General features: G+C 53.7%; 19 protein-coding genes and 1 pseudogene. 2 read left to right on the top strand and 18 right to left on the bottom strand.

Annotated elements, in window-relative coordinates; all coding sequences use genetic code 11:
- The first annotated feature begins 6 nt into the window (after positions 1–6).
- A complete protein-coding gene (gene mutY / locus BSZ31_RS02500) occupies positions 7–1128 on the top strand; it encodes an A/G-specific adenine glycosylase (RefSeq protein ID WP_105027402.1) in 1122 nt (373 codons plus the stop codon).
- On the opposite strand, the gene rapZ is transcribed toward mutY, so the two are convergent.
- From rapZ to BSZ31_RS02450, 10 genes and pseudogenes are all read right to left on the bottom strand, one after another.
- Positions 1081–1950 carry an RNase adapter RapZ gene (rapZ, locus tag BSZ31_RS02495; protein WP_105027401.1) on the bottom strand — a complete coding sequence of 290 codons (870 nt, stop codon included), beginning with the start codon at positions 1948–1950 and terminating at the stop codon, positions 1081–1083. The two genes, mutY and rapZ, sit on opposite strands and share 48 nt — an antisense overlap.
- Positions 1943–2926 carry an HPr(Ser) kinase/phosphatase gene (hprK, locus tag BSZ31_RS02490; protein WP_105027400.1) on the bottom strand — a complete coding sequence of 328 codons (984 nt, stop codon included), beginning with the start codon at positions 2924–2926 and terminating at the stop codon, positions 1943–1945. The genes rapZ and hprK overlap by 8 nt, the downstream gene beginning before the upstream one ends.
- 4 nt (positions 2927–2930) lie before the next feature.
- On the bottom strand, positions 2931–3401 hold the full coding sequence (locus BSZ31_RS02485; protein WP_040512070.1) for a PTS sugar transporter subunit IIA: 471 nt from the start codon (positions 3399–3401) through the stop codon (positions 2931–2933).
- Between the two features lie 110 nt (positions 3402–3511).
- On the bottom strand, positions 3512–3841 hold the full coding sequence (gene hpf, locus BSZ31_RS02480) for a ribosome hibernation-promoting factor, HPF/YfiA family (RefSeq protein WP_105027399.1): 330 nt from the start codon (positions 3839–3841) through the stop codon (positions 3512–3514).
- A 41-nt stretch (positions 3842–3882) separates the two neighbouring features.
- Positions 3883–5402: pseudogene (locus BSZ31_RS02475) on the bottom strand (RNA polymerase factor sigma-54).
- A gap of 12 nt (positions 5403–5414) precedes the next feature.
- The gene (gene lptB / locus BSZ31_RS02470) at positions 5415–6170 is read right to left on the bottom strand and encodes an LPS export ABC transporter ATP-binding protein (protein WP_105027398.1); all 756 of its coding nucleotides are present in this window, start codon (positions 6168–6170) and stop codon (positions 5415–5417) included.
- Entirely contained in the window at positions 6167–6736 is a 570-nt protein-coding gene (lptA, locus tag BSZ31_RS02465) for a lipopolysaccharide transport periplasmic protein LptA (protein ID WP_105027397.1), read from the bottom strand. Before lptA ends, lptB begins: the two co-directional genes overlap by 4 nt.
- Entirely contained in the window at positions 6733–7320 is a 588-nt protein-coding gene (gene lptC, locus BSZ31_RS02460; protein WP_168426817.1) for an LPS export ABC transporter periplasmic protein LptC, read from the bottom strand. Before lptC ends, lptA begins: the two co-directional genes overlap by 4 nt.
- Positions 7317–7856, bottom strand: coding sequence for an HAD family hydrolase (locus tag BSZ31_RS02455; protein ID WP_105027395.1), 540 nt, complete (start codon positions 7854–7856; stop codon positions 7317–7319). The genes lptC and BSZ31_RS02455 overlap by 4 nt, the downstream gene beginning before the upstream one ends.
- A complete protein-coding gene (locus BSZ31_RS02450) occupies positions 7856–8848 on the bottom strand; it encodes an SIS domain-containing protein (RefSeq protein ID WP_105027394.1) in 993 nt (330 codons plus the stop codon). Before BSZ31_RS02450 ends, BSZ31_RS02455 begins: the two co-directional genes overlap by 1 nt.
- A gap of 139 nt (positions 8849–8987) precedes the next feature.
- Between BSZ31_RS02450 and BSZ31_RS02445 the strand changes: the two genes are divergently transcribed.
- Positions 8988–10955: a monovalent cation:proton antiporter-2 (CPA2) family protein gene (locus BSZ31_RS02445; protein ID WP_369907278.1), complete on the top strand. Its 1968-nt coding sequence runs from the start codon at positions 8988–8990 to the stop codon at positions 10953–10955.
- Between the two features lie 9 nt (positions 10956–10964).
- Here BSZ31_RS02445 and BSZ31_RS02440 read toward each other — a convergent pair whose 3' ends face one another.
- The 8 genes from BSZ31_RS02440 to BSZ31_RS02405 are packed head-to-tail and all read right to left on the bottom strand — an operon-like array spanning position 10965 to position 18833.
- Complete coding sequence (locus tag BSZ31_RS02440) at positions 10965–11609, bottom strand: type II secretion system protein (RefSeq protein ID WP_168426816.1); 645 nt, start codon at positions 11607–11609, stop codon at positions 10965–10967.
- 1 nt (position 11610) lies between these two features.
- On the bottom strand, positions 11611–12315 hold the full coding sequence (locus BSZ31_RS02435; protein ID WP_146106560.1) for a hypothetical protein: 705 nt from the start codon (positions 12313–12315) through the stop codon (positions 11611–11613).
- Positions 12316–12356: 41 nt separating this feature from the next.
- On the bottom strand, positions 12357–13475 hold the full coding sequence (locus BSZ31_RS02430) for a hypothetical protein (RefSeq protein ID WP_105027390.1): 1119 nt from the start codon (positions 13473–13475) through the stop codon (positions 12357–12359).
- A complete protein-coding gene (locus BSZ31_RS02425; protein WP_105027389.1) occupies positions 13472–14017 on the bottom strand; it encodes a hypothetical protein in 546 nt (181 codons plus the stop codon). The genes BSZ31_RS02430 and BSZ31_RS02425 overlap by 4 nt, the downstream gene beginning before the upstream one ends.
- On the bottom strand, positions 14014–14874 hold the full coding sequence (locus BSZ31_RS02420) for a hypothetical protein (RefSeq protein WP_105027388.1): 861 nt from the start codon (positions 14872–14874) through the stop codon (positions 14014–14016). The genes BSZ31_RS02425 and BSZ31_RS02420 overlap by 4 nt, the downstream gene beginning before the upstream one ends.
- Positions 14871–15908 (bottom strand): type II secretion system F family protein, encoded by a 1038-nt coding sequence (locus tag BSZ31_RS02415; protein WP_105027387.1) that lies wholly within the window; start codon positions 15906–15908, stop codon positions 14871–14873. The genes BSZ31_RS02420 and BSZ31_RS02415 overlap by 4 nt, the downstream gene beginning before the upstream one ends.
- Positions 15898–16896, bottom strand: a complete 999-nt coding sequence (locus BSZ31_RS02410) for a GspE/PulE family protein (protein WP_168426814.1) — start codon at positions 16894–16896, stop codon at positions 15898–15900. Before BSZ31_RS02410 ends, BSZ31_RS02415 begins: the two co-directional genes overlap by 11 nt.
- Positions 16893–18833 carry a type II secretion system protein GspD gene (locus BSZ31_RS02405; RefSeq protein WP_146106559.1) on the bottom strand — a complete coding sequence of 647 codons (1941 nt, stop codon included), beginning with the start codon at positions 18831–18833 and terminating at the stop codon, positions 16893–16895. Before BSZ31_RS02405 ends, BSZ31_RS02410 begins: the two co-directional genes overlap by 4 nt.
- Between the last annotated feature and the right edge of the window lie 48 nt (positions 18834–18881).

Genomic DNA, 18881 nt, shown 5'->3' with positions numbered 1-18881 from the left:
GCAACCATGAGCCCTTTGACCGGAGAGGCATTTGGCGAGGTGCTCGTGCGGTGGCAAAAGCGGCACGGCCGGCAAAGCCTGCCCTGGCAGCACACAGGCGATGCCTACAAGGTGTGGCTAAGCGAGGTGATGTTGCAGCAAACCCAAGTAACAACGGTGCTGGGCTATTACACCCGTTTTTTGCAGGCTTACCCAACGGTTTCCGATTTGGCTGCCGCCCCGGAACAGGATGTGATGCAGCTGTGGGCAGGTTTGGGTTATTACACCCGCGCGCGTAATTTGCACGCCTGTGCCAAGCAGGTTGTGGCCCGTTTTGACGGGCAATTTCCGCGCACGGTGAGCGAGCTTGAAAGTTTGCCGGGCATTGGTCAGTCCACTGCAGGTGCAATCGCATCACTGGCTTATGGAGTGCCGGCCCCCATTTTGGACGGCAATGTGAAACGTGTGTTTTGCAGGTACTACGGCATCGAGGGATACCCCGAGCAAACCACCATCAAGAAAACCCTGTGGGAAATTGCGGATGCCAATGTGCCAGCACAGCAGCCCGGCGTGTACAACCAGGCCTTGATGGACCTTGGGGCCACCTGCTGCGTACCGCGCAACCCGTCCTGCTCGGCCTGCCCCTTGATGCAAAGTTGTGTGGCTTTGGGAAAAGGCATGGTGGGCTTGTTGCCTACCCCAAAGCCTAAAAAGGCTCGACCCGAATTGTATTTCGTCAGCTTGATTGTGGAAGACGAGGGGGGTGGAGTGCTGCTTGAACTGCAAACGGACAAAGGTGTTTGGCAGGGCCTGTGGACCACGCCATTTGAAGCTTGCGATAGTCAGCCAGATTTTGCAGGCTTAACCCGAATTGCAACTGCCTGGGTTGAACACTATGGCTTGCAGGCGCACCGTGCTGACATTGAGCAACAGTTGCCTGGTTTGCAAGGCCAACCTTGGCTGGTACATGAATTAACCCACCGCAAAATGCATTTCAAGGTGTTGCGCCTGAAAGTGCCCGGCGCATGGGCAGCTTGCCACTCGGTTGGTGACAAACCAGTGCCCAAAATTGTTCACAAACTGCTTGACCAAGTGCGGGTGTTAACCCAGGCTGCGGTGCCGCAACAAAACACTCTCGATCTGAGGTAGGGGTTCGCTGGTAAAACGCTTTGCCAGCGTTTCGGCCACATACACCGAGCGATGCTGGCCACCCGTGCAACCAATTGCCACGGTCACATAGCTGCGTTGTTCATTCAAATAAGACGGCAACCAATTTCTCAAATAGGTTTCGATGTCGCTAATCAGCGGGTCGCTGCGATTGTCGGCCTGAATGTAGCGTTGAACCTCCACGTCTTTGCCAGTCAGAGGGCGCAGGCTTTTGTCGTAGTAGGGGTTGCTCAGGCAGCGCACATCAAACACCAGGTCGGCATCTGAAGGCAGGCCCTTTTTGAAACCGAAAGTTTCAAACACCAGGGTAAGTTTGGCCGATTCTTCTTCCACAGTTTCAAGCACCCATCTGCGCAGCACGTTGGGTTGCAGGGCTGAGGTGTCAATACAGCTTGCAATGTTTCTCAGCGGCTCGAGCGCTTCTCGTTCCGCATCAACACATTCTTGCACCGTGGCCTGTTCGCCAAGGCGTGCGCTCATGGGGTGACGTCGGCGGCTTTCCGAGTAGCGGGTGATCAGGGTTTCATCGTCGGCATCCAGAAACAGAATGCGCACATCGGTCCCGTCGGCTTTCAGGGCCTGGACAATTTGGGGTACATCGACTATGTCGCGCCCGGTGCGGGCGTCGGCCGCAATCGCAATTTGGGTGATGCCTTCGGAGGACAAGCGCTGGATGACTTGCGGAATGAAGGAAGGCGGCAAGTTGTCAACGCAATAAAAGTGGGAGTCTTCCAGCGCACGAATTGCAACTGATTTACCCGAGCCTGAAAGGCCGGTGACTAAAACCACCTTCATGTTAATCATGGCCGATGTCCGTTTCGGTGTCGGGGTCAACCTGGAGGTGGTCGATGCCGCCCAGCTCACTGAGCATGGCCTTTTGTTGACGCACCATGAACTCGTCCAGTGTATTGATGCCCCGCATTTGCAAAATGGTGTTGCGCACGGCGGCTTCAAGAAGCACGGCCAGGTTACGGCCTGCTGCCACTGGCAATATGGCTTTGCGAATGGGCAGGCCCAGCACTTCCTGGAATTGCTGCTCGGTCACCAGGCGTTCCTGGTGCAATTCAAGCGAGGCCTTGCGCACCAGGTGCACAATCAGTTTCAAGCGCATTTTTCGGCGTACGGCCGTTTCACCAAAAATAGCCTTGATGTCGAGCAGGCCTACGCCGCGCACTTCCATCAGGTTGCGAATCAGTTCCGGGCAGCGGCCTTCGATGTAGTTGGGGGCCACGCGCGAGAACTCCACCACGTCGTCAGCCACCAGGCCATGCCCGCGTGAAATCAATTCCAGGCCCAGTTCGCTTTTGCCCAAACCGGATTCGCCACAAATGAGCACGCCCATGCCCAGCACATCCATGAAAACGCCATGCATCATGGTGGTGGGGGCGAGCCATTTGTTGATATACACGCGCAGAAAGTCGATGATTTCGGCGGCCGACAGGGGTGTGGCGAGCAGGGGAATGTTGGATTCGTCGCAGGCGGCTTTTAAAAGGGCGTGAGGCTGAAATGATTCAGCCACGATGATTGCAGGCGGATCGCCTTCAATCAGTTTGTTGATTTGGTGTTTTTTGCGTTCGTCGCTGATGCGGGCGAAATATTCGATTTCCTGTCGACCAAATACCTGGATGCGACCCGGGTGAATGGTGTTGAGGTGACCTACGAGATCAGAGGAAGCAAAACACTGAAGATCCAGGTGGCGGTCACCACCATTTAAACCGGCCAGCCAGTCAAGCTTGAGTTTGTTGCGGTTGGCTTCGATCAGTTCTTTCAGTTGCTTCACAGGCTTAACTCGCGGGTTGGTAAGGCTCCCAGTTGGCGATCAGTTGGTGAGTGGCGCCGGGATCGGATTCTGTCATGAGTTTCTCACGGAAATCTTTGTCAGACAGCATTTGAGCCAGTTCTGACAGTATATCCAGATGATGCTGGTTTGCGCTTTCTGGCACCAGCAAAAACATGAGCAGCTTGACGGGTTGGCCGTCTGGGGCATCAAAAGGGATTGGGTCTTGCACACGCACCAGCGAGGCGATAGGTTCGCGCAGGCCCTTGATGCGGCCATGCGGTACGGCCACCTGCTGGCCTAAGCCAGTGGAGCCCAAACGTTCACGCGCAAACAGGCTGTCGAACACCTTGGATCTTGCGATGCCTTGGTTGTTCTCGAACACCAAACCGGCTTGTTCAAACACGCGCTTTTTGCTGGTGACCTGTGTGTCCAACAATATGTTGGATGGTGGAAGTAGATTTGCGATCAAGTTCATCGCTGTTGATTCCTGAGACCCGCTTCTAATCGTGGGGCCGATTATACGCCATAAAAACAGAAAAGGCGGATGGAAGTCCGCCTTTTGATTTTCCCTGAAATTACAGAGGTTTATTCAGCTTCTTCGACCACCTGGTGTTTCATGGGGGTGTGGTTGTGGTTGGTTAGTTTGTCTTTGTGACGCAGTACCTGGCGATCCAGTTTGTCGGCCAGCGCATCAATGGCTGCGTAGAGGTTTTCATGACTTGCTTCAGCGTGAATGTCTTTGCCGCGAACGTGCAGTGTGACATCTGCCCTTTGAACCAGCTTGACCACCGAGATGGTCACCGATGCATCAATGACGTGATCAAAATGCCTTTTCACCCGATCCAGTTTTTCGATGACGTAGTTTCGAATCGCTGGGGTAACTTCCAGATGATGACCATTGATGTTCAAGTTCATAAGGTATCTCCTTTCGTTGCTGCGGGGGGAAGCTTTAACAGTTAAAGCGACTTGCGCATGTTCACCGGGGGTATTTTCAGTGATTCCCGGTATTTAGCGACCGTGCGTCTTGCGACCACGATGCCCTGTTGACCGAGTAGGTCGGCGATTTGGCTGTCAGATATCGGCTGCTTGGCGTCCTCCGCAGAAATCAGTTGCTTGATGAGTGCACGGATGGCCGTGCTGGAAGCCTGACCACCTGAGTCGGTGGAAACATGGCTTCCGAAGAAATACTTTAGCTCAACCAACCCATAGGGCGTCAACATATATTTTTGCGTGGTGACCCTTGACACGGTCGATTCATGCAGGCCCAGCAAATCGGCAATTTCCCGCAGAACCAAGGGCTGCATTGCGATTTCGCCGTGATTGAAGTAGCCGATTTGACGTTCTACGATGGCTTGGCTAACCCGTAAAATAGTGTCAAATCGCTGCTGAACGTTTTTTAACAACCAGCGGGCTTCTTGCAGTTGTGCGCTGAGTTGGGCGCTTTGGCCGCGGTGAGATCGCAAAATGGAGGCATACATTTCATTGATGCGAATTTTTGGCATCACATCCGGGTTCAGTTGCACATGCCACTGACCACTGAGTTTTTTCACGATCACATCGGGCACCACATGGTCGTCGTCAATGCGACGAAAGCGCGCACCGGGAAATGGCTCTAGTGAGCGAATAATCTGGTGACAGATTTTCAGTATGTCTTCGTCCACATTCAGCGCTTTTTTCAGCTTGGTGAAGTCGCGCTGGGCCAGTAAGCCCAAGTGATCACGAACAATGTGCTGGCAGTGGGTGTACAGGCTTTGCTGGCAGGTGATGTCTTTGCGTTGTGCCAGTTGCAACAACAGGCATTCCGCTGCGTTGCGCGCACCCACACCGGGCGGGTCAAAACTTTGCAGCAGGCGCAGGGCCGCACCAAGTTCTTCAAACTCCAGGTCAGGCTCGTCCTGCAGGGTTTCCCACAGGTCTTCGAGTTCAACAGTCAGGTAGCCGTCGTCGCTGAGGTAGTCGATCAGCCACAGCACCAGGTTTTTGTCTCGTTCACTGGCCTGCGTCATGCGCAACTGGTCAATCAGGTGTTGGTGCAGGCTGCTGTCGGGGGCGGCCAGTTGCAGGCCTGGTTTTTCTTCATCTCCGTCGCGCCGGCGCCGCTGTTGTCGCGCCAATCGCCTTCCCAGTTGTCTTGAATGGAGTCGATGGTTTCGCGCTGAACAATTTCTTCGCTCTGGTTGTCTTGTTCGGCTTGTTGGTCGCTGACCGGCTCGCTGGTTTTGCGGGGGTCGGGGTCGGCTTCAAAGCTGTCGCCTTGCGGCTCATGCAGTTCACCATTGCTGCTGTCCAGGCTTAAAGTGCGCTCGCCTTCCGCAGCCTCTTCGTCGGCCAACTCCAGCAGCGGGTTTTCAGCCAGCGCCTGCTGAATTTCCTGCTGCAATTCGAGCGTAGACAACTGCAGCAAACGAATGGACTGCTGCAGCTGCGGCGTGAGCGTGAGGTTTTGCGAGACTTTAAGCTGAAGGGATTGTTTCATGGGTGTTCAGCTTTACATCCGGAAGTGTTCGCCGAGGTACACGCGGCGTACATCGTCGTTTTTTACAATTTGCTCGGGACTGCCCGAGGCCAGCACGCGGCCTGCGCTGATGATGTAGGCACGATCGCAAATTCCCAGGGTTTCGCGCACATTGTGGTCGGTGATCAACACGCCGATGCCCTTGGATTTCAAGAAGGCAACAATGCGTTGAATTTCCAGCACGGCAATCGGGTCTACGCCTGCGAAGGGCTCATCCAGCAAAATGAAGCGAGGTTGGCTACCCAGCGCACGCGCAATTTCAAGGCGGCGGCGTTCGCCACCCGAGAGCGAGGCGGCAAGTGAGGTGCGAATGTGCGCAATTTGCAGGTCGTTGAGCAAGTCTTCAACTGCCTGGTCCACTGTTTTGTCTTTGGGCGGATTAATTTCAAGTACTGCACGAATGTTTTCTTCCACGGTCAGTTTGCGAAACACCGAGGCTTCCTGAGGAAGATAAGAAAGCCCCGCCCGTGCGCGTTCGTGAATGGGTTGCAAGGTGATGTCGCGGCCTTCGAGGCAAATATTGCCCTCGTCGGCACTCACCAGGCCCACAATCATATAGAAGCAGGTGGTTTTGCCAGCGCCGTTGGGGCCCAGCAGGCCGACCACCTCGCCAGTGTCCACGTGCAGCGACACATCTTCAATCACGCGTTTGCTGCGGTAGGCTTTGCGTAGGCTAAGCGCTTGAAGCCGTCCTTGTCCTGTCAAGGTGTGTGCGGGGGTGTTGCTCACTTGCTGCCCCCTTTGGGCGCGGGCTCAGTCTCTTGGGTTTTTGGTTTGATCACTGCCTGTACGCGTGAGGAACCACTGCTGTTGGGCGTCCCCACCACATTCAGGAATTCTGTGTTTTGCTCGTACGTAATTTTGGTACCCGAGATCGATTCAGTGAGCTGACCATTGGTGCTTTTTTGAATGCTGGCTGCACCGGTCAATGTCACAATCGATTTATTGCCGTCGAATTCAATGGTGTTGCCAGTGCCGTTGATCAGCAGTACTTCATTGGGCTTCTCCGAATCACGCTGCTGTTTGAAGCGGGCAGGTTTTCCTTCCACAGTGGCAAACTGGGTACCGTCACTGCGTTCGGTCAGTGTTAATTTGTCACCGCGAATCACCAAGCTCCCACGTGTTAACAGCACATTGCCGGTGAAAACGTTCACATTTGACTTCTCGTTGTAAGTCATCTGGTTGGCGTCAATGGTCGTGGGTTGTTGTTTGTCAGATTCCAGTGCTTGCGCGCAAACCCCTAGGGCCAGTGCAGGCGCAGCCAGTGCGAGGGAAATCCAGGTGGAGCGTTTCATCGTTTGGCCTCTATGCGAAACTTGATTGACCCTTGGGCAGTCAACTCGCCAGTGTCGTTGTTCAGTGTGGCACCCCGTGCTTCAAACCGTTGGCCAGGCCGGGTAACCAGCACATTCTTATCGGTTGAAATTTCGTTGGTGATATTGTCGATCCGTATTTCTTCAGATTTCATGGTGGTCAGAAGCCCTTCGTTTTGACTGGTCACCACCACGTTGTCCCGCAAGAAAATTTCGTCGGTATCGAGCAGGTAAACGCCTTTTTGGGCGTTGCCTTTCACCATGCCGTTGCCTGATTCAAACTGTTCCAGTTCGGGTTCGGTGATGTTCCAGACGTTGCCTTGCGGGATGTGCTCGGCTTTCTTGCTACGAATGATTGAATATTTGTTCTCGGTCAGGTCATGGCTTTGTACCGAGAAATTGCGCAAGTAATAGTCGCTGCTGGTGGGGTCGCTTTTCCCGCTGGCGCTAAACAGGCTCAGTTCAGACTGAATGGCAAACCAATACGAGGTGGCGGCGAGTGCGAACGTCAGCAGCAGCGGTATGAACTGCGAAAGCAGGTTGAAAAAAGCACTTACTGGTTTCACGATGCTTCCCAGGGGTTTTGATAGCCAGCTTGATGACTCAAAATGAAGTCGCACAATTCGCGGGCAGCACCATCGCCGGGGGGGCGTGTGTTAATCCAGTTGGCTGCGTTTTTCATGGCCGCCGGGGAGTGCTGGGTGGTGGCAGCCAGGGCAACCTGCTTCAGCACGGGGTAATCGGGCCAATCGTCTCCAAAAAAGCCGCATTCGCTCCATTCCAATCCAAGTAGTTGACGAATTTCATCATAGGCTTGCAGTTTGGTTTTACAGCCTTGAACCAGCTGGTAGATGCCAAGGTCTTTGGCGCGTTTTTCTACAATGGTGCTCGAGCGCGCAGTAATCCAGATCACCTTGATGCCATGGTCCATCAGAAGTCGAAGGCCTTGGCCATCAAACACACTAAAGCGTTTCATAACCTCGCCTTCATTGCCGAAGTACAGCCCGCCATCGGTCAGGGTTCCATCCACATCAAAGCCCATCAGTTTGATTTGTGCTGCGGCTTGGGCAGCAGTGGGTTCGCGGTCGGTCGATTGATCCATTACACCACCTTGGCTTCAAACAGGTCATGGAAATTCAGGGCGCCAACGATATGACCTTGCTCGTCCGTGACCACCACTTGGCTAATGTGGCTGACCTCCATCATGCGAACTGCCTCTACGGCCAGCTTGTCAGGTGAAATGCATTTGGGCGCACTGTTCATGACTTCACTCACCAGCAAGCCCCGCAAATCCAGACCCTGTTCGATCAGGCGGCGCAGGTCGCCGTCGGTAAAAACGCCCAGCAGCTTGTTGTTGGCCCCCACCACGGCAGTCATTCCCAAGCCTTTTTTGGTAATTTCCAGAATGGCATTGGAAATGCTGGCTGATGGCGCCACGGTGGGAATTCGGTCGCCTTTGCGCATGACATCGCTGACATGGGTCAACAGTTTGCGGCCCAGGCTGCCACCAGGATGCGACAGAGCGAAGTCTTCTTCGCTGAAACCTCGCGCCTTCAACACCACCACGGCAAGGGCATCGCCCAGGGCCAATGCCGCTGTTGTACTTGCGGTTGGGGCCAAATTAAGGGGGCAGGCTTCCTTTTCAACGCCACAGTCCAGTACCAGGTCGGCCTGACGGGCGAGTGCTGAATCCAGTTTGCCGGTCATGGCGACTATTTTTGCTCCGCGGCGTGCAATGGCTGGCAATACCGCCACCAGTTCCTCAGTGTTTCCTGAGTTAGAGAGGGCAATAACAACGTCTTCTTGGGTGATCATGCCCAAATCGCCGTGGGACGCCTCCGTGGCATGTACGAAAAAGGAGGGAGTACCGGTACTGGCAAAAGTGGCTGCAATTTTTTTGGCAATCAGGCCCGACTTGCCCACTCCGACCAAAATGACTCGACCCTTGCAATTCAGTATTGCGGTGGTTGCCTGGCTGAACTGATCATTCAAGCGCTCGGACAGTGCCAAGACCGCTTGGGCTTCAATGGCCAGCGCTTCCCTGGCCATGGCCAGAAAATCGTATTTGTCATTATTCGACGGTGTTTTCGACATGGTAGACCCTGATAGACTTAAGCAACGAAGGTGCTTGAGGCTGTGCTCTTTTCAGGGCAGTATAGCAAAGCGCGTGCCAATTCTCTCCACTTCCTAAGCATTAAACGTGCCTAACGCTCTAGAGCTTTCTTTGATTCTCATGCTGGTCGCCGTGTTGGCGGTCTCGCTGTTCCGTTACTGGAAGCTGCCCGCCATGCTGGGCTATCTGTTTGCGGGCACGCTGATCGGCCCATATTCGTTCGGCATCGTGCCCGACACGCCCGAAACCCGCCACTTGGCTGAATTCGGTGTTGTTTTTCTGATGTTTTCAATTGGTCTTGAGTTCAGTTTGCCCAAGTTACATGCCATGCGCCGAGTGGTGTTTGGACTGGGTTTGGCGCAAGTGGGGCTGACCATGCTGGGCGTGATGGGCCTGGGTGTGCTGGCTGGTTATTTTCTGGAAGTTCCACTGAGTACCGCCTTTGTGCTGGCGGGGGCAGCAGCCATGTCTTCCACTGCAATTGTCAGCAAATTGTTGTCCGAGCGGCTTGAACTGGATTCCCCCCATGGACGCCAGATCATGGGAATTTTGTTGTTCCAGGATTTGGCCGTGGTGCCGCTGCTCATTATCATTCCTGCGCTGGGGCAGGGGGCCGAAAATCTTACTGTGACTTTGAGCCTGGCGGTGGTGAAAGCAGCGCTGGTGCTGGGGCTGATGCTGGTGTTTGGCCAGCGCATGATGAACTGGTGGATGACTTTCGTGGCCCGCAGTAAGTCGCAGGAATTGTTTGTGCTGAATGTGCTGCTGATTACCCTGGGCCTGGCTTGGCTGACCGAACTGGCTGAACTGTCGCTGGCGCTTGGTGCGTTTGTGGCGGGTATTCTGATAGCAGAGACCCAGTATAAACACCAGGTGGAAGAAGACATCAAACCCTTCCGGGATGTGCTGCTGGGCCTGTTCTTCGTGACCACTGGCATGCTGTTGAATCCGGAAGTGGTCATGCAGAATTGGTACTGGGTTATTTTGCTGGCCGTACTTCCTGTGTTGGCCAAGCTGGTGTTGATTGCTGCACTGGCTCGAATTTTCGGTGCCAACATGGGCACCGCCATGAGGACCGGTATTTACCTGGCGCAGGCCGGCGAATTTGGTTTTGTGTTGCTGGCCAACACGGGCTCGGCCGGTTTTGCTTTGGTACCCGACCCCTGGTTACAAACTATCACGGCAAGCATGGTGCTTTCCATGTTGGCGGCACCCTTCATGATTCAACACGCAGACCGAATCGTATTGCGCTTTTCCAGCCAGGAATGGTTGCAAAAGTCGCTTGAATTGCACCAAATTGCCCAGAAAAGCCTTGCCACGACCAAACACGTGCTGATTTGCGGTTTCGGCCGCAGTGGACAGCATCTGGCGAGGTTGCTGGACCGTGAAGATTTGGATTATGTGGCCTTGGACCTGGATCCAGACCGTATTCGTGAAGCCACTGCTGCTGGCGATTCGGTGGTGTTTGGCGATGCTGCGAAACGTGAAACACTGGTTGCCGCCGGTTTGTTGCGGGCCTCTTGCGTGGTGGTTACCTTTGCGGAATTCAAGTCTGCTGAAAAAGTGTTGACTGCGGTACGTGCTTTGGCGCCCAACGTGCCAGTGGTGGTGCGCACCTACGATGAAAGTGATCTGGAAAAACTGACCGCGGCTGGAGCTACCGAAGTAGTGCCCGAAATTCTTGAAGGCAGTTTGATGTTGGGCTCGCAGGCGTTGATGTTGTTGGGTGTGCCTGTTTCGCGGGTGGTCAAGCAGATTCGAGCCATTCGTGAATCGCGTTATCAAATGTTTCGGGGGGTGTTTCGTGGCGTAGACGACGAGGCGGACACACCCGAGAACCAATGGGTCCGTTTGCATTCCGTATTCGTGGAACCGGGGGCCAGTGGCGTGGGCAAAAGCCTGGCCGAGTTGGGTATTCTGGACTTGGATATCGAAGTCAGCGCGATTCGCAGGCGCGGCATTCGTGGTGGAGACCCTTCCCCCGACACACAGTTGGAGTCGGGGGATATCCTGGTGCTGAAAGGTCAGCCGGATGCCTTGAGCCTGGCGGAGGCCATCATTCTTGGCCGCAAGTCCATGGGACGTTAAGTTGGCTTCTTAACGAATAATATAGAGCGCTGCGCAATCAGTGCCTTGCGCTTCGTCCCACTGGCCGGCTTCGGTGGTGCAAACTTCTTCCTCGCCACTGAGCACTTGCACTGCACCGCGCAAGGGGTTGCCATCATCGAGTTTGCGATCAATCTCCGCAAGTTGGGCAACCGGGATGGTTTCGCCGATCAGCAAGGCCATTGCATTTTCCCGGGAGTTGGGGCCTTGCAGCTGATTGCTGAGCAGGTATTGGCCACTGAACTGGTTGCCCATGGTGCTGCTTGCAGTGCAGTTGCCCGATTCATCACTTCCGCCAGTGAAATCGCCTTGAATAAAGCCAGACAGCTGAAGATGCGTAAATACATTGCAGGTTTCATCGCCTTCAATCAATCCGTTGCCGTTGCCGCCGCTGTTGGAAAGTCCTGCTGCGCTTGCCGCAATAAAGTCGCCGGGCAATGCTGAATAGCGTGCCTGAAAAGCTGACAAGGCAGTTTCCAGATTGGCGATGTCGGTCATGGTGGCTTGCACCCGCGCACTATTGAGCAACTCGCGGCCCTTCAGCACACCGCCAGCAAGTATGGCCAGCACGGCCAGTGCAATGGCCAGTTCCAACAGTGAAAATCCGCGTTGAATGTGTTTTCGTGGATGCGTCAATTTAATTCTCCTGAATGTGTGGTGTGTCGAGTGCGCCGCGTTTCATCCAAAGCCAGTTCAGGCGTTCAAACGAGAGCCAGACCGGGTTGGTTGCGGGTTGATCGGGATTGATAAAAAATTGTTGGTACCGATTTTGGTTGGCCAGGTCGTGAACCGGATATGCAAGCCAAACCGTGGTGGCGTTCAGCAAGGTGTGCGCGCCGCAACCTGAATTCACATTGGGTGGAATTGCATGGCCTTGCACAAGCTGACACAGATGAATGGCAGGCAATGGCCCGGTACCGATTGCGTGGTTGGCGGTGTAAGGAGCCATGACAATTTCGGTTAACTGTTGCGGGCTCAGTTGTGCGAAAGGTTGCGCCGAAACCAGCGCATTCCGGGCAGGCTCGCCGGCCTGTTCCAGCGTGGCCACTGCCATTTTCCACTGGCCACTGATTCCCCAGCTTGCCAGCGTGGCAGTTGGAAGCCAGCCTTCCTTGTGGGTGCAGGCGTCGCCGCTGCGCAATTCAGCGCCGTTGGCGAGGCCTGCCGGGCACGGCAGCCTGCCTGTGGCCAGTACAAAACCCTCCACTGCTTCAAGAATGCGCTGTCGTGAATCCAGGTGTGTGAGTACTTTGTCTTTCTCGCGCTGACTGGCCAAGAGGTGAAGCACCGGCCCAAGAATAATAGCCATGAGTACCACTACAAGCGCGACTTCAATCAGCATGAAACCATGTGCGTTGGCAGTGAAGGATTGTGGGCGGCAATTCATGGTGTGCCTGTCAGTTTGAAACTGAATTGATTGAGACTGGACAAGGTGTTGTCGGGCCAGGAAAAGTGACAGGTGCAAGCCGTGCTGTTTTGGCTCAGCGGGCACTGGTTGCTGTGGGTGGGGCGACATGATTTGTTGATGGCGGCGATGGGTTCGAAGTGGCTGACTGGCCAAAGGTTTTTCATGCGGGCCGGGCCGTTGAATGTGCAGGGCTGGTTGGCCAAGCTGGTGCAATCCGTTTGTGCGTTTTGGCTTGTGCAGTTTGGATTGTTGTCCAGGCATGAAGCTGGCGATATCCAGTTGCCTGCGTTTTGGCAATGGCAACTGCAGCGCGTTTTTGTGCAGCGGCATTGGCAACCTGAGTCAATGGGTTGATACAGCTGAGAAAACGGGTCAGCAAGCACCATGTTTTCATGGGCACCTGTGCTTGCGTTGAATTGCGGGTTGAGTTGTTGCCATGCATTCAGTGTGCTTTTGAGTTGATGCTGTTGAACCCGGTTCATGTGGGTTCGTAATTCACTCAGGTGAAGCAAAACATAAGGGGAGGAAATGTCGTACTGATGTTCTGCGGTGGGTGTAACGCTTTTTGCGACCACCGCGACGATGTTTGTTTTGACGAGATTATTCTCAGCGGGAATTCGAATTTGAATTGTGGGTTTGGCGTAGTTCACCCAACGACTCCAGCCCAAAGCGTTCGGTTGAATCAACTGGCTTGAAACAGCGTACTGCCATTGCATGTTGGTTGATGGCTCCAGTTCGTTGAAGCGCGCATCAAGCCCTGCGTTCAGATAGTTGATGGCAATTTTGCTATGAACGGGCAGGTAGCCCCAGGGCTTGTTCAAACAAGTGGTTTGCGCAGATTCGCCCGGTTGAATCGCTGGGCAAGGAAGGTGGCCCAAATGACTTTGACTGTGCAAACCCTGGCTGGAAGCGAAGCCCAACAGGCTGGCTCGAATTTGTTCAAGTGTTTGGGTTTCACGGGCCTTTTGTTGAAGCAAAAGCCCTTGCCTGAAAGCTTCATTGTTGCGAAATTCAAGGGCGGCAAATCCCAGCATCAAAATCAGAATTAAAAGTGCAAACAATGAATAGCCCCGCTGTTGAAACGCGCTTCTCATGGCAGCCACTTTTTCTGAACAGGATCAAAAGTTTTTTGACCTTGCTGGGTGATGATCCAGCCTTGCACTTTGTAGGCGGGCGCTGAAATTTTCGCTGCGGGTTTTTCAGTTTTTGTTGCAGTTGGCATCGAGGGTGCAACAAAAAGGTTTTTGCCCGGCAGGGTGTTGTTGATCGCAATATTCGATCGAGTGCTGGCGGGCTCTTTGCCAAAGCACAACAGGTAAAACGGTGTGTCAACTTGGGCGGGTTTTGTCTCCACAAGGCATTGCCCTGAATCGGGCTGTTGGGTGTTTATCCAAGTGCTCCAGGTTTGCCACAAGTCGGCTTCGGTATTGAATTGTTGCTCCAGAAAAAGAGTTTTTCGTACTGGCACTGATTGCTGAATTTGCAGGTTTGGCTTCTGATTCAGTTGTTGTTCAATTTCCATGTTGCGCAGGGCGATCAGTGCAAAAAGGGCCGTAAGCAACAACGCCAAATCGATTGCAAGGCGAACCCAGCGAAAGCCAACAATTCTCCGTGTTGTCGTTGTCAGTTTGCTCATTGGTTTGTTGCTCCAACTGAGCATTGCGCTTGGGTGGAATTATTGAGCGAGCAGCCCTTGGGCACTCGTTTTCGCGCCCGGGCCAAATCTGCTATGGTCAGAATTTCTCCCTGTTCGTCCCAAGACATTTTCAGCGAAAGCAGGTTGGCGCGTTCGTCTTGACCAAATTTTCGAATCTGTTCCAACCAACCCGCGAATGGCGCTTCTTTGGCGTTGCGAGGCGCAGCACCAAGCGAATTCTTGAGGTGCTGAAGATTCGCTTTCTCGAGTTTTGATTGTTGTTGATTTGTATGCCAACTCATCAAAAGAAAAGTACCCAGCACACAAGCAACTGCGGCACTGCGAACTGCCTGATAATGGCCAGAAGGTTTGACCCACAAGCCCAGATAAAGTTGAAGGCTGCTGCGGAATTGGCTGACACCTGATTTGTTTGAACTCAAGAAGTACTTCAGGTGTTTGAATTCGTGCGTATTCAGAAGTGCCATGTGAACAGCGCGATTGAATTGTGCAGATTTTTCCGACGAAATAATCCGAACGTTTTGTCCCATGCTGCGCAGTTCGGTCAACGCCTCTTGGTGAAAGGCTGTTGCCGGTGATTCAATAATTCTCGGTGGGTCTTCTGCAATTCCAGCCCAGCGGTGCTCTGCCCAGGGTGGGGTCGCGATCTTGTTCTGAAATACATTGAGGTACACAAGCGTGTCTGGCAGGCTGAAGCTGGAAAGTGCAATTGCACTGCCACTAAACTCACTGTAGGGAAGGCGCTGTTCTTCTGCCCATCGCTGGTCTTGTTGCCGAAACAGAATTGCGTGGCCCTGCTCAATCACCCACACATCAGCATGCATTGGTGTGGTTGTCATGACAGGCCAGTCAGGTTGTTGTAGAGCGGTGCCAATGTGAATTGATAGGCCAGCGCAAGGGTAAGTGCGGCAATGGTCAAGGCCATTGAAGGCAAGGTGTTTTGCAGGCGTTGTTGGGTTTCCCTTGCCCGCATTTCGTATACTTTTGAGGCCAGGAAAAAGCAGTAAGCAAGGTTGCCGGTTTGCTCGGCCAGTTGACTTTGACGCACCAGAAAACCAGGTGCGCCGGCTGCCTGCATCGACTGGCTTAGTGACATGCCCAATTTTAACTGTTGTTGAATGCCCAGCATCAGCGTGTTAAGCCTGTGCAGGGTTTTCGTTGACAGGTTCGTACCACCCCACCAGGTTGCTGTGGGCAGGGTGCGGTGGCGTAGGCAGTGCATCAAGTCCAGACCGGCATGGAGTTCGCATGCAATCACATGATAAAAATTCGATGTAAGCCAAAGATTGTTTGGCAGTAGTGTCTGTGTTTCAGTTTGAGTTTTGGTGGGTCTGAATTTGAAGTAAGCGGCAATAGGCAACACGACAATACCGATGAAAAGCAGGCTGTCTGACAATGTGAAGGTGGGGGTGGATGTGTTCGTTTTTTGTATTAAATGCGGTGCACTCACGTGATGCAGCAATACCCAGCACGCGCAGGCCAGCGTTAAAACCAGCATTGGATAAACAAGGCTTTTACCCAAGGTGTGTTGTGCATCGCTGGTGGTTTTCCAGCGATCCAGTTGGGTTTGTAAGGCCAAGCCAAGATCACCGCTGGCTTGTGCACACACCAGTGCAATTTCCAGGTGCATGGGCACTTTGCCAAATGCGGCACGAAAGGCGGTTTGAATGTTCTGCCCTTCTTGGAGAAAGCGCGATGCCCGGGATAAGCCCAAGTTTAAAAGTTTTCCTCGTGAATGGTCATTTTGCAGTTCACTGCTCAGTGAAAGTGCATCAAGCGCGGGCATGCCAGACTGCAACAATTCAGCCCATTGGCCCAACCAGGTACGCCAGGTGGCGGGCTTTATTCTGTCGCCAAGTGGCTTAGTTTTCATGGCTTGAGTTCAAGGTTGACGATGATGGAAACGGAAGGTGATTTGCCGATGAGAAAAGTTGCATCAGTTCATCAATGCTCTTGCAACTGAGTACTCCTTTGCGGGGCATGTTTTTCAGGTTGACAATTTCAGCCCACAATTGGCGTTGTTCATCTTGTTCTGCGGGTTTCAAGCGCAAGGTGACAATACCGTTCAAGCAGTTCATCAGGCTGCCCAGGCGCACATTCAGTTCGGTAAGCCGGCTGATGGCCCCAAGGCAATCCGGTGCATGAACCGATGCGAAAACCCGGTGCCCTGTCAGGGCAGCATTCAAGGTAAGTTCGGCGGTCTCTTCATCCCTGACTTCGCCAACCAGAATGGTGTCCGGGTCCTGGCGCATCAATGAACGCAAGCCCGAGGCAAAGTTCAGGTGAGGTAGCCGCGATAAGTCGGTTTGAACTGCCTCGGGATTGATGATTTCTACTGGGTCTTCAAGTGTTGCAATCCGACCTGCACATGCACCCAGGTTGTTGAGCATCGCATGCAGCGTGGTTGTTTTCCCGCTGCCAGTGGCGCCGGCTACCAATGTGAGTCCGTGCTCGTGGGCAAGCAGTTGCTGAATATGCGTCAAGGCGGCCTGACTCAAGCCAAGCCGATTCAAGGGCATGCGGCTGTGCGTATTCAACAGCCGGATCACGAGGTTTTCTCCGTGCAAGCTAGGGTGGGTCGCCAGTCGAAGATCAAGGTTGTTGCGAGTTAGCCGTGCGTCTTGTGGGCGGCGCGTTTCAGCAATATTCATTTTGCTTTCGGCCTTGAATGCTTGAATAAGCGACCTGCCTGCGTCGCTCGGAATGCCCAGCGCCTGCCCCAGTTTTCCGTTGACGCGCAATCGCACCCAGAAGTTCATGGGTGAGGGTGTAATGTGTATGTCCGATGCATTTGCAGCGCTGGCATAGGCAATCGTGTTGTCAATGTTCTTGAAGGCTGTGTCCGGCTGTATTTGCTTCATTGAAGTTTTGCCTGAATCAATGAACGTACCGTAAGCAGGGGTAGTGAACATTCGTGTAGCGCACATTGCTCCTCGGCTTGCGACAAGTAGGCGAGGGCATTGGTGAAGTGTCCAAGGCTGCTTTGATGAAGTGCCATGTTGTAGAAGGGCTCAGGTGTGTGCGGGAAGCGTTCGATTAAAAGCTCAAGTAGCGCGTTCAGGGCTTTGTTTTGTCCAGCCTGATACATGGTCAGGCCGGCAGCCAGGGCTTTGTTGAGCTCACCCAATTCCTTGTTGGTTTGGGGTTGATTTGCTGTCGCACTCTCCAGCACAGTCGCTTTGAGCAACACCACCAGTTCAATGTGGCTCTCACCGCGGTTTTCGCTTTGAGTGATCAGGTCGATAGATTCCGGGGCACCGGGGATACCTCGGTTCAGGCTGCTGTTTTCTTTTTGGCGCAATCCACCCAGCAAGGCCATTTCACCGCTTTTCAATCGGAGTATCGATTCCAGTTCGCGGGTTTGTACCTCGGGTACCCGACTAATAATGTTGAGTTGTTGCAGGGCTGGGTTGGGATCTTGCACAAAACCCACGATGCGACTGAGTGTGGGGCGAACCCGCAACTGAATTGCATTGTTGTCTGCAATTTGCGGTGTCACCGTCATCAGGAAACCCACCGGTACGGTTTGAACCTGAGTAGTGAATGTGGAAAAAGCGGGGCTGTTTTGTGTGGGCGCGCTGGTTTGAACATCGGTTGTGAAATACACCCGGTTGTCGATTACCTTCAGCACGGCGGCCTGTTGGTTCATGGTCACGACACGCGGCGACGAAAGCACTTCGGCTTTTCCGAATTCCTCCAGCAGGCGCAAGGCCACATTGGTGTCGGTGTTGCTGGTGGTTCGCAGGGCATTCACAGTGAACGCGGGGTTACCAAGATTCAGCCCCTGCACAGCCAGGCCTGCGGTAATTCCGTTTTGACGAAGCACGTTCCAGTCAATTCCACGCTCATAGCGATCGTTTAACGAGATCTCGGTGATGACCGCTTCAATCACGATTTGTCGATCAACCCTGCGTTGGATTTGCTCAAGCCATTGGGCTACCCTGCGGTGCTGGCTGGGTTTCGCAATCACCGACACGGTTCCTGATTCCGGGTTGGCGATGACTCGCCCCGAGCGTGTTTCCTTGCGCGTTGTCGTGATGTCCCGTTTCTCGGTGGACACCGCCGTTGTACTTCTCAAATTGGGTTGTGCGCGGCGAGGTGAAATGTTGCGTGTACTTGCATAGGCTCGGTCTTCATCTTCATCAATGACGCGCTCCCGGGTTGAGAGTTCGATCGGTTTTACCTGCACCTGAATGATCTGTTCAATTTGACTTGAGATGTCTTGCCACAAATCGTGTTGTTGTGAGTTGTTCAGAATCAGCTCTGAGCGATTGCCTGTCTCCCGGCGATCCGTTAACTCGCGCGGGCCGCCAGCGATTGCCGAACTCAGGCTCGATGAATCATTCATTTGCCGCGCAATTGACAGGTAGTCGAGGGTATACACCCTCAGTTCATCAACCTCGCACCGCATGGACAGCTGTTTTGCTTCAAAGCGCACGCTGGCCCCGGCTTGAAGTTCCAGGCTTTCAATGACCTGTTGAAGTGGCATGTCTTTTCCCACCAGGCTGACCGGAGAGTCGCCACAGCCATCCATTTCATAGCCAAGTTCTATTTCGCGGGAGATCAGTTCAAGCACGTGACTGGCAGGTATGTTTTCGAGCCGAAAGGTGAATGTTTGTTGATGTCTCTGCCAGGCGTTGCTGCTGTGTTGAACCTTATCTGCCCAAAAAATGGCATTCAACTCGAGTGTTTGCCCAAACTCGGATGTCGCAATTCCAATGCTTTGTTGGGGTGGCATGGCCACGCAAGCGCTCAGGATCGAGGTGAGGCCGATTAAAAACGCACGCAGTGATGGCACGGGCAGACTTTTCAGGGTTTAAGTGCTGCGGATCATACTTTGATGAAA

The organism is Limnobacter sp. SAORIC-690, from assembly GCF_002954425.1.
Classification (GTDB): Bacteria; Pseudomonadota; Gammaproteobacteria; order Burkholderiales; family Burkholderiaceae_B; genus Limnobacter; species Limnobacter profundi.
This window is presented reverse-complemented; position numbering and strand designations above follow the sequence as displayed.

Coding starts and splice junctions, on each gene's coding strand:
- hpf (WP_105027399.1), bottom strand. CDS start 3,841: ATGAACTTGAACATCAATGGTCATCATCTGGAAGTTACCCCAGCGATT.
- BSZ31_RS02435 (WP_146106560.1), bottom strand. CDS start 12,315: ATGCTGATTGAAGTCGCGCTTGTAGTGGTACTCATGGCTATTATTCTT.
- BSZ31_RS02430 (WP_105027390.1), bottom strand. CDS start 13,475: ATGAGAAGCGCGTTTCAACAGCGGGGCTATTCATTGTTTGCACTTTTA.
- BSZ31_RS02455 (WP_105027395.1), bottom strand. CDS start 7,856: ATGGATCAATCGACCGACCGCGAACCCACTGCTGCCCAAGCCGCAGCA.
- BSZ31_RS02415 (WP_105027387.1), bottom strand. CDS start 15,908: ATGAAAACTAAGCCACTTGGCGACAGAATAAAGCCCGCCACCTGGCGT.
- rapZ (WP_105027401.1), bottom strand. CDS start 1,950: ATGATTAACATGAAGGTGGTTTTAGTCACCGGCCTTTCAGGCTCGGGT.
- BSZ31_RS02425 (WP_105027389.1), bottom strand. CDS start 14,017: ATGAGCAAACTGACAACGACAACACGGAGAATTGTTGGCTTTCGCTGG.
- BSZ31_RS02445 (WP_369907278.1), top strand. CDS start 8,988: ATGCTGGTCGCCGTGTTGGCGGTCTCGCTGTTCCGTTACTGGAAGCTG.
- BSZ31_RS02450 (WP_105027394.1), bottom strand. CDS start 8,848: ATGTCGAAAACACCGTCGAATAATGACAAATACGATTTTCTGGCCATG.
- lptA (WP_105027397.1), bottom strand. CDS start 6,736: ATGAAACGCTCCACCTGGATTTCCCTCGCACTGGCTGCGCCTGCACTG.
- BSZ31_RS02485 (WP_040512070.1), bottom strand. CDS start 3,401: ATGAACTTGATCGCAAATCTACTTCCACCATCCAACATATTGTTGGAC.
- BSZ31_RS02410 (WP_168426814.1), bottom strand. CDS start 16,896: ATGAAGCAAATACAGCCGGACACAGCCTTCAAGAACATTGACAACACG.
- mutY (WP_105027402.1), top strand. CDS start 7: ATGAGCCCTTTGACCGGAGAGGCATTTGGCGAGGTGCTCGTGCGGTGG.
- BSZ31_RS02420 (WP_105027388.1), bottom strand. CDS start 14,874: ATGACAACCACACCAATGCATGCTGATGTGTGGGTGATTGAGCAGGGC.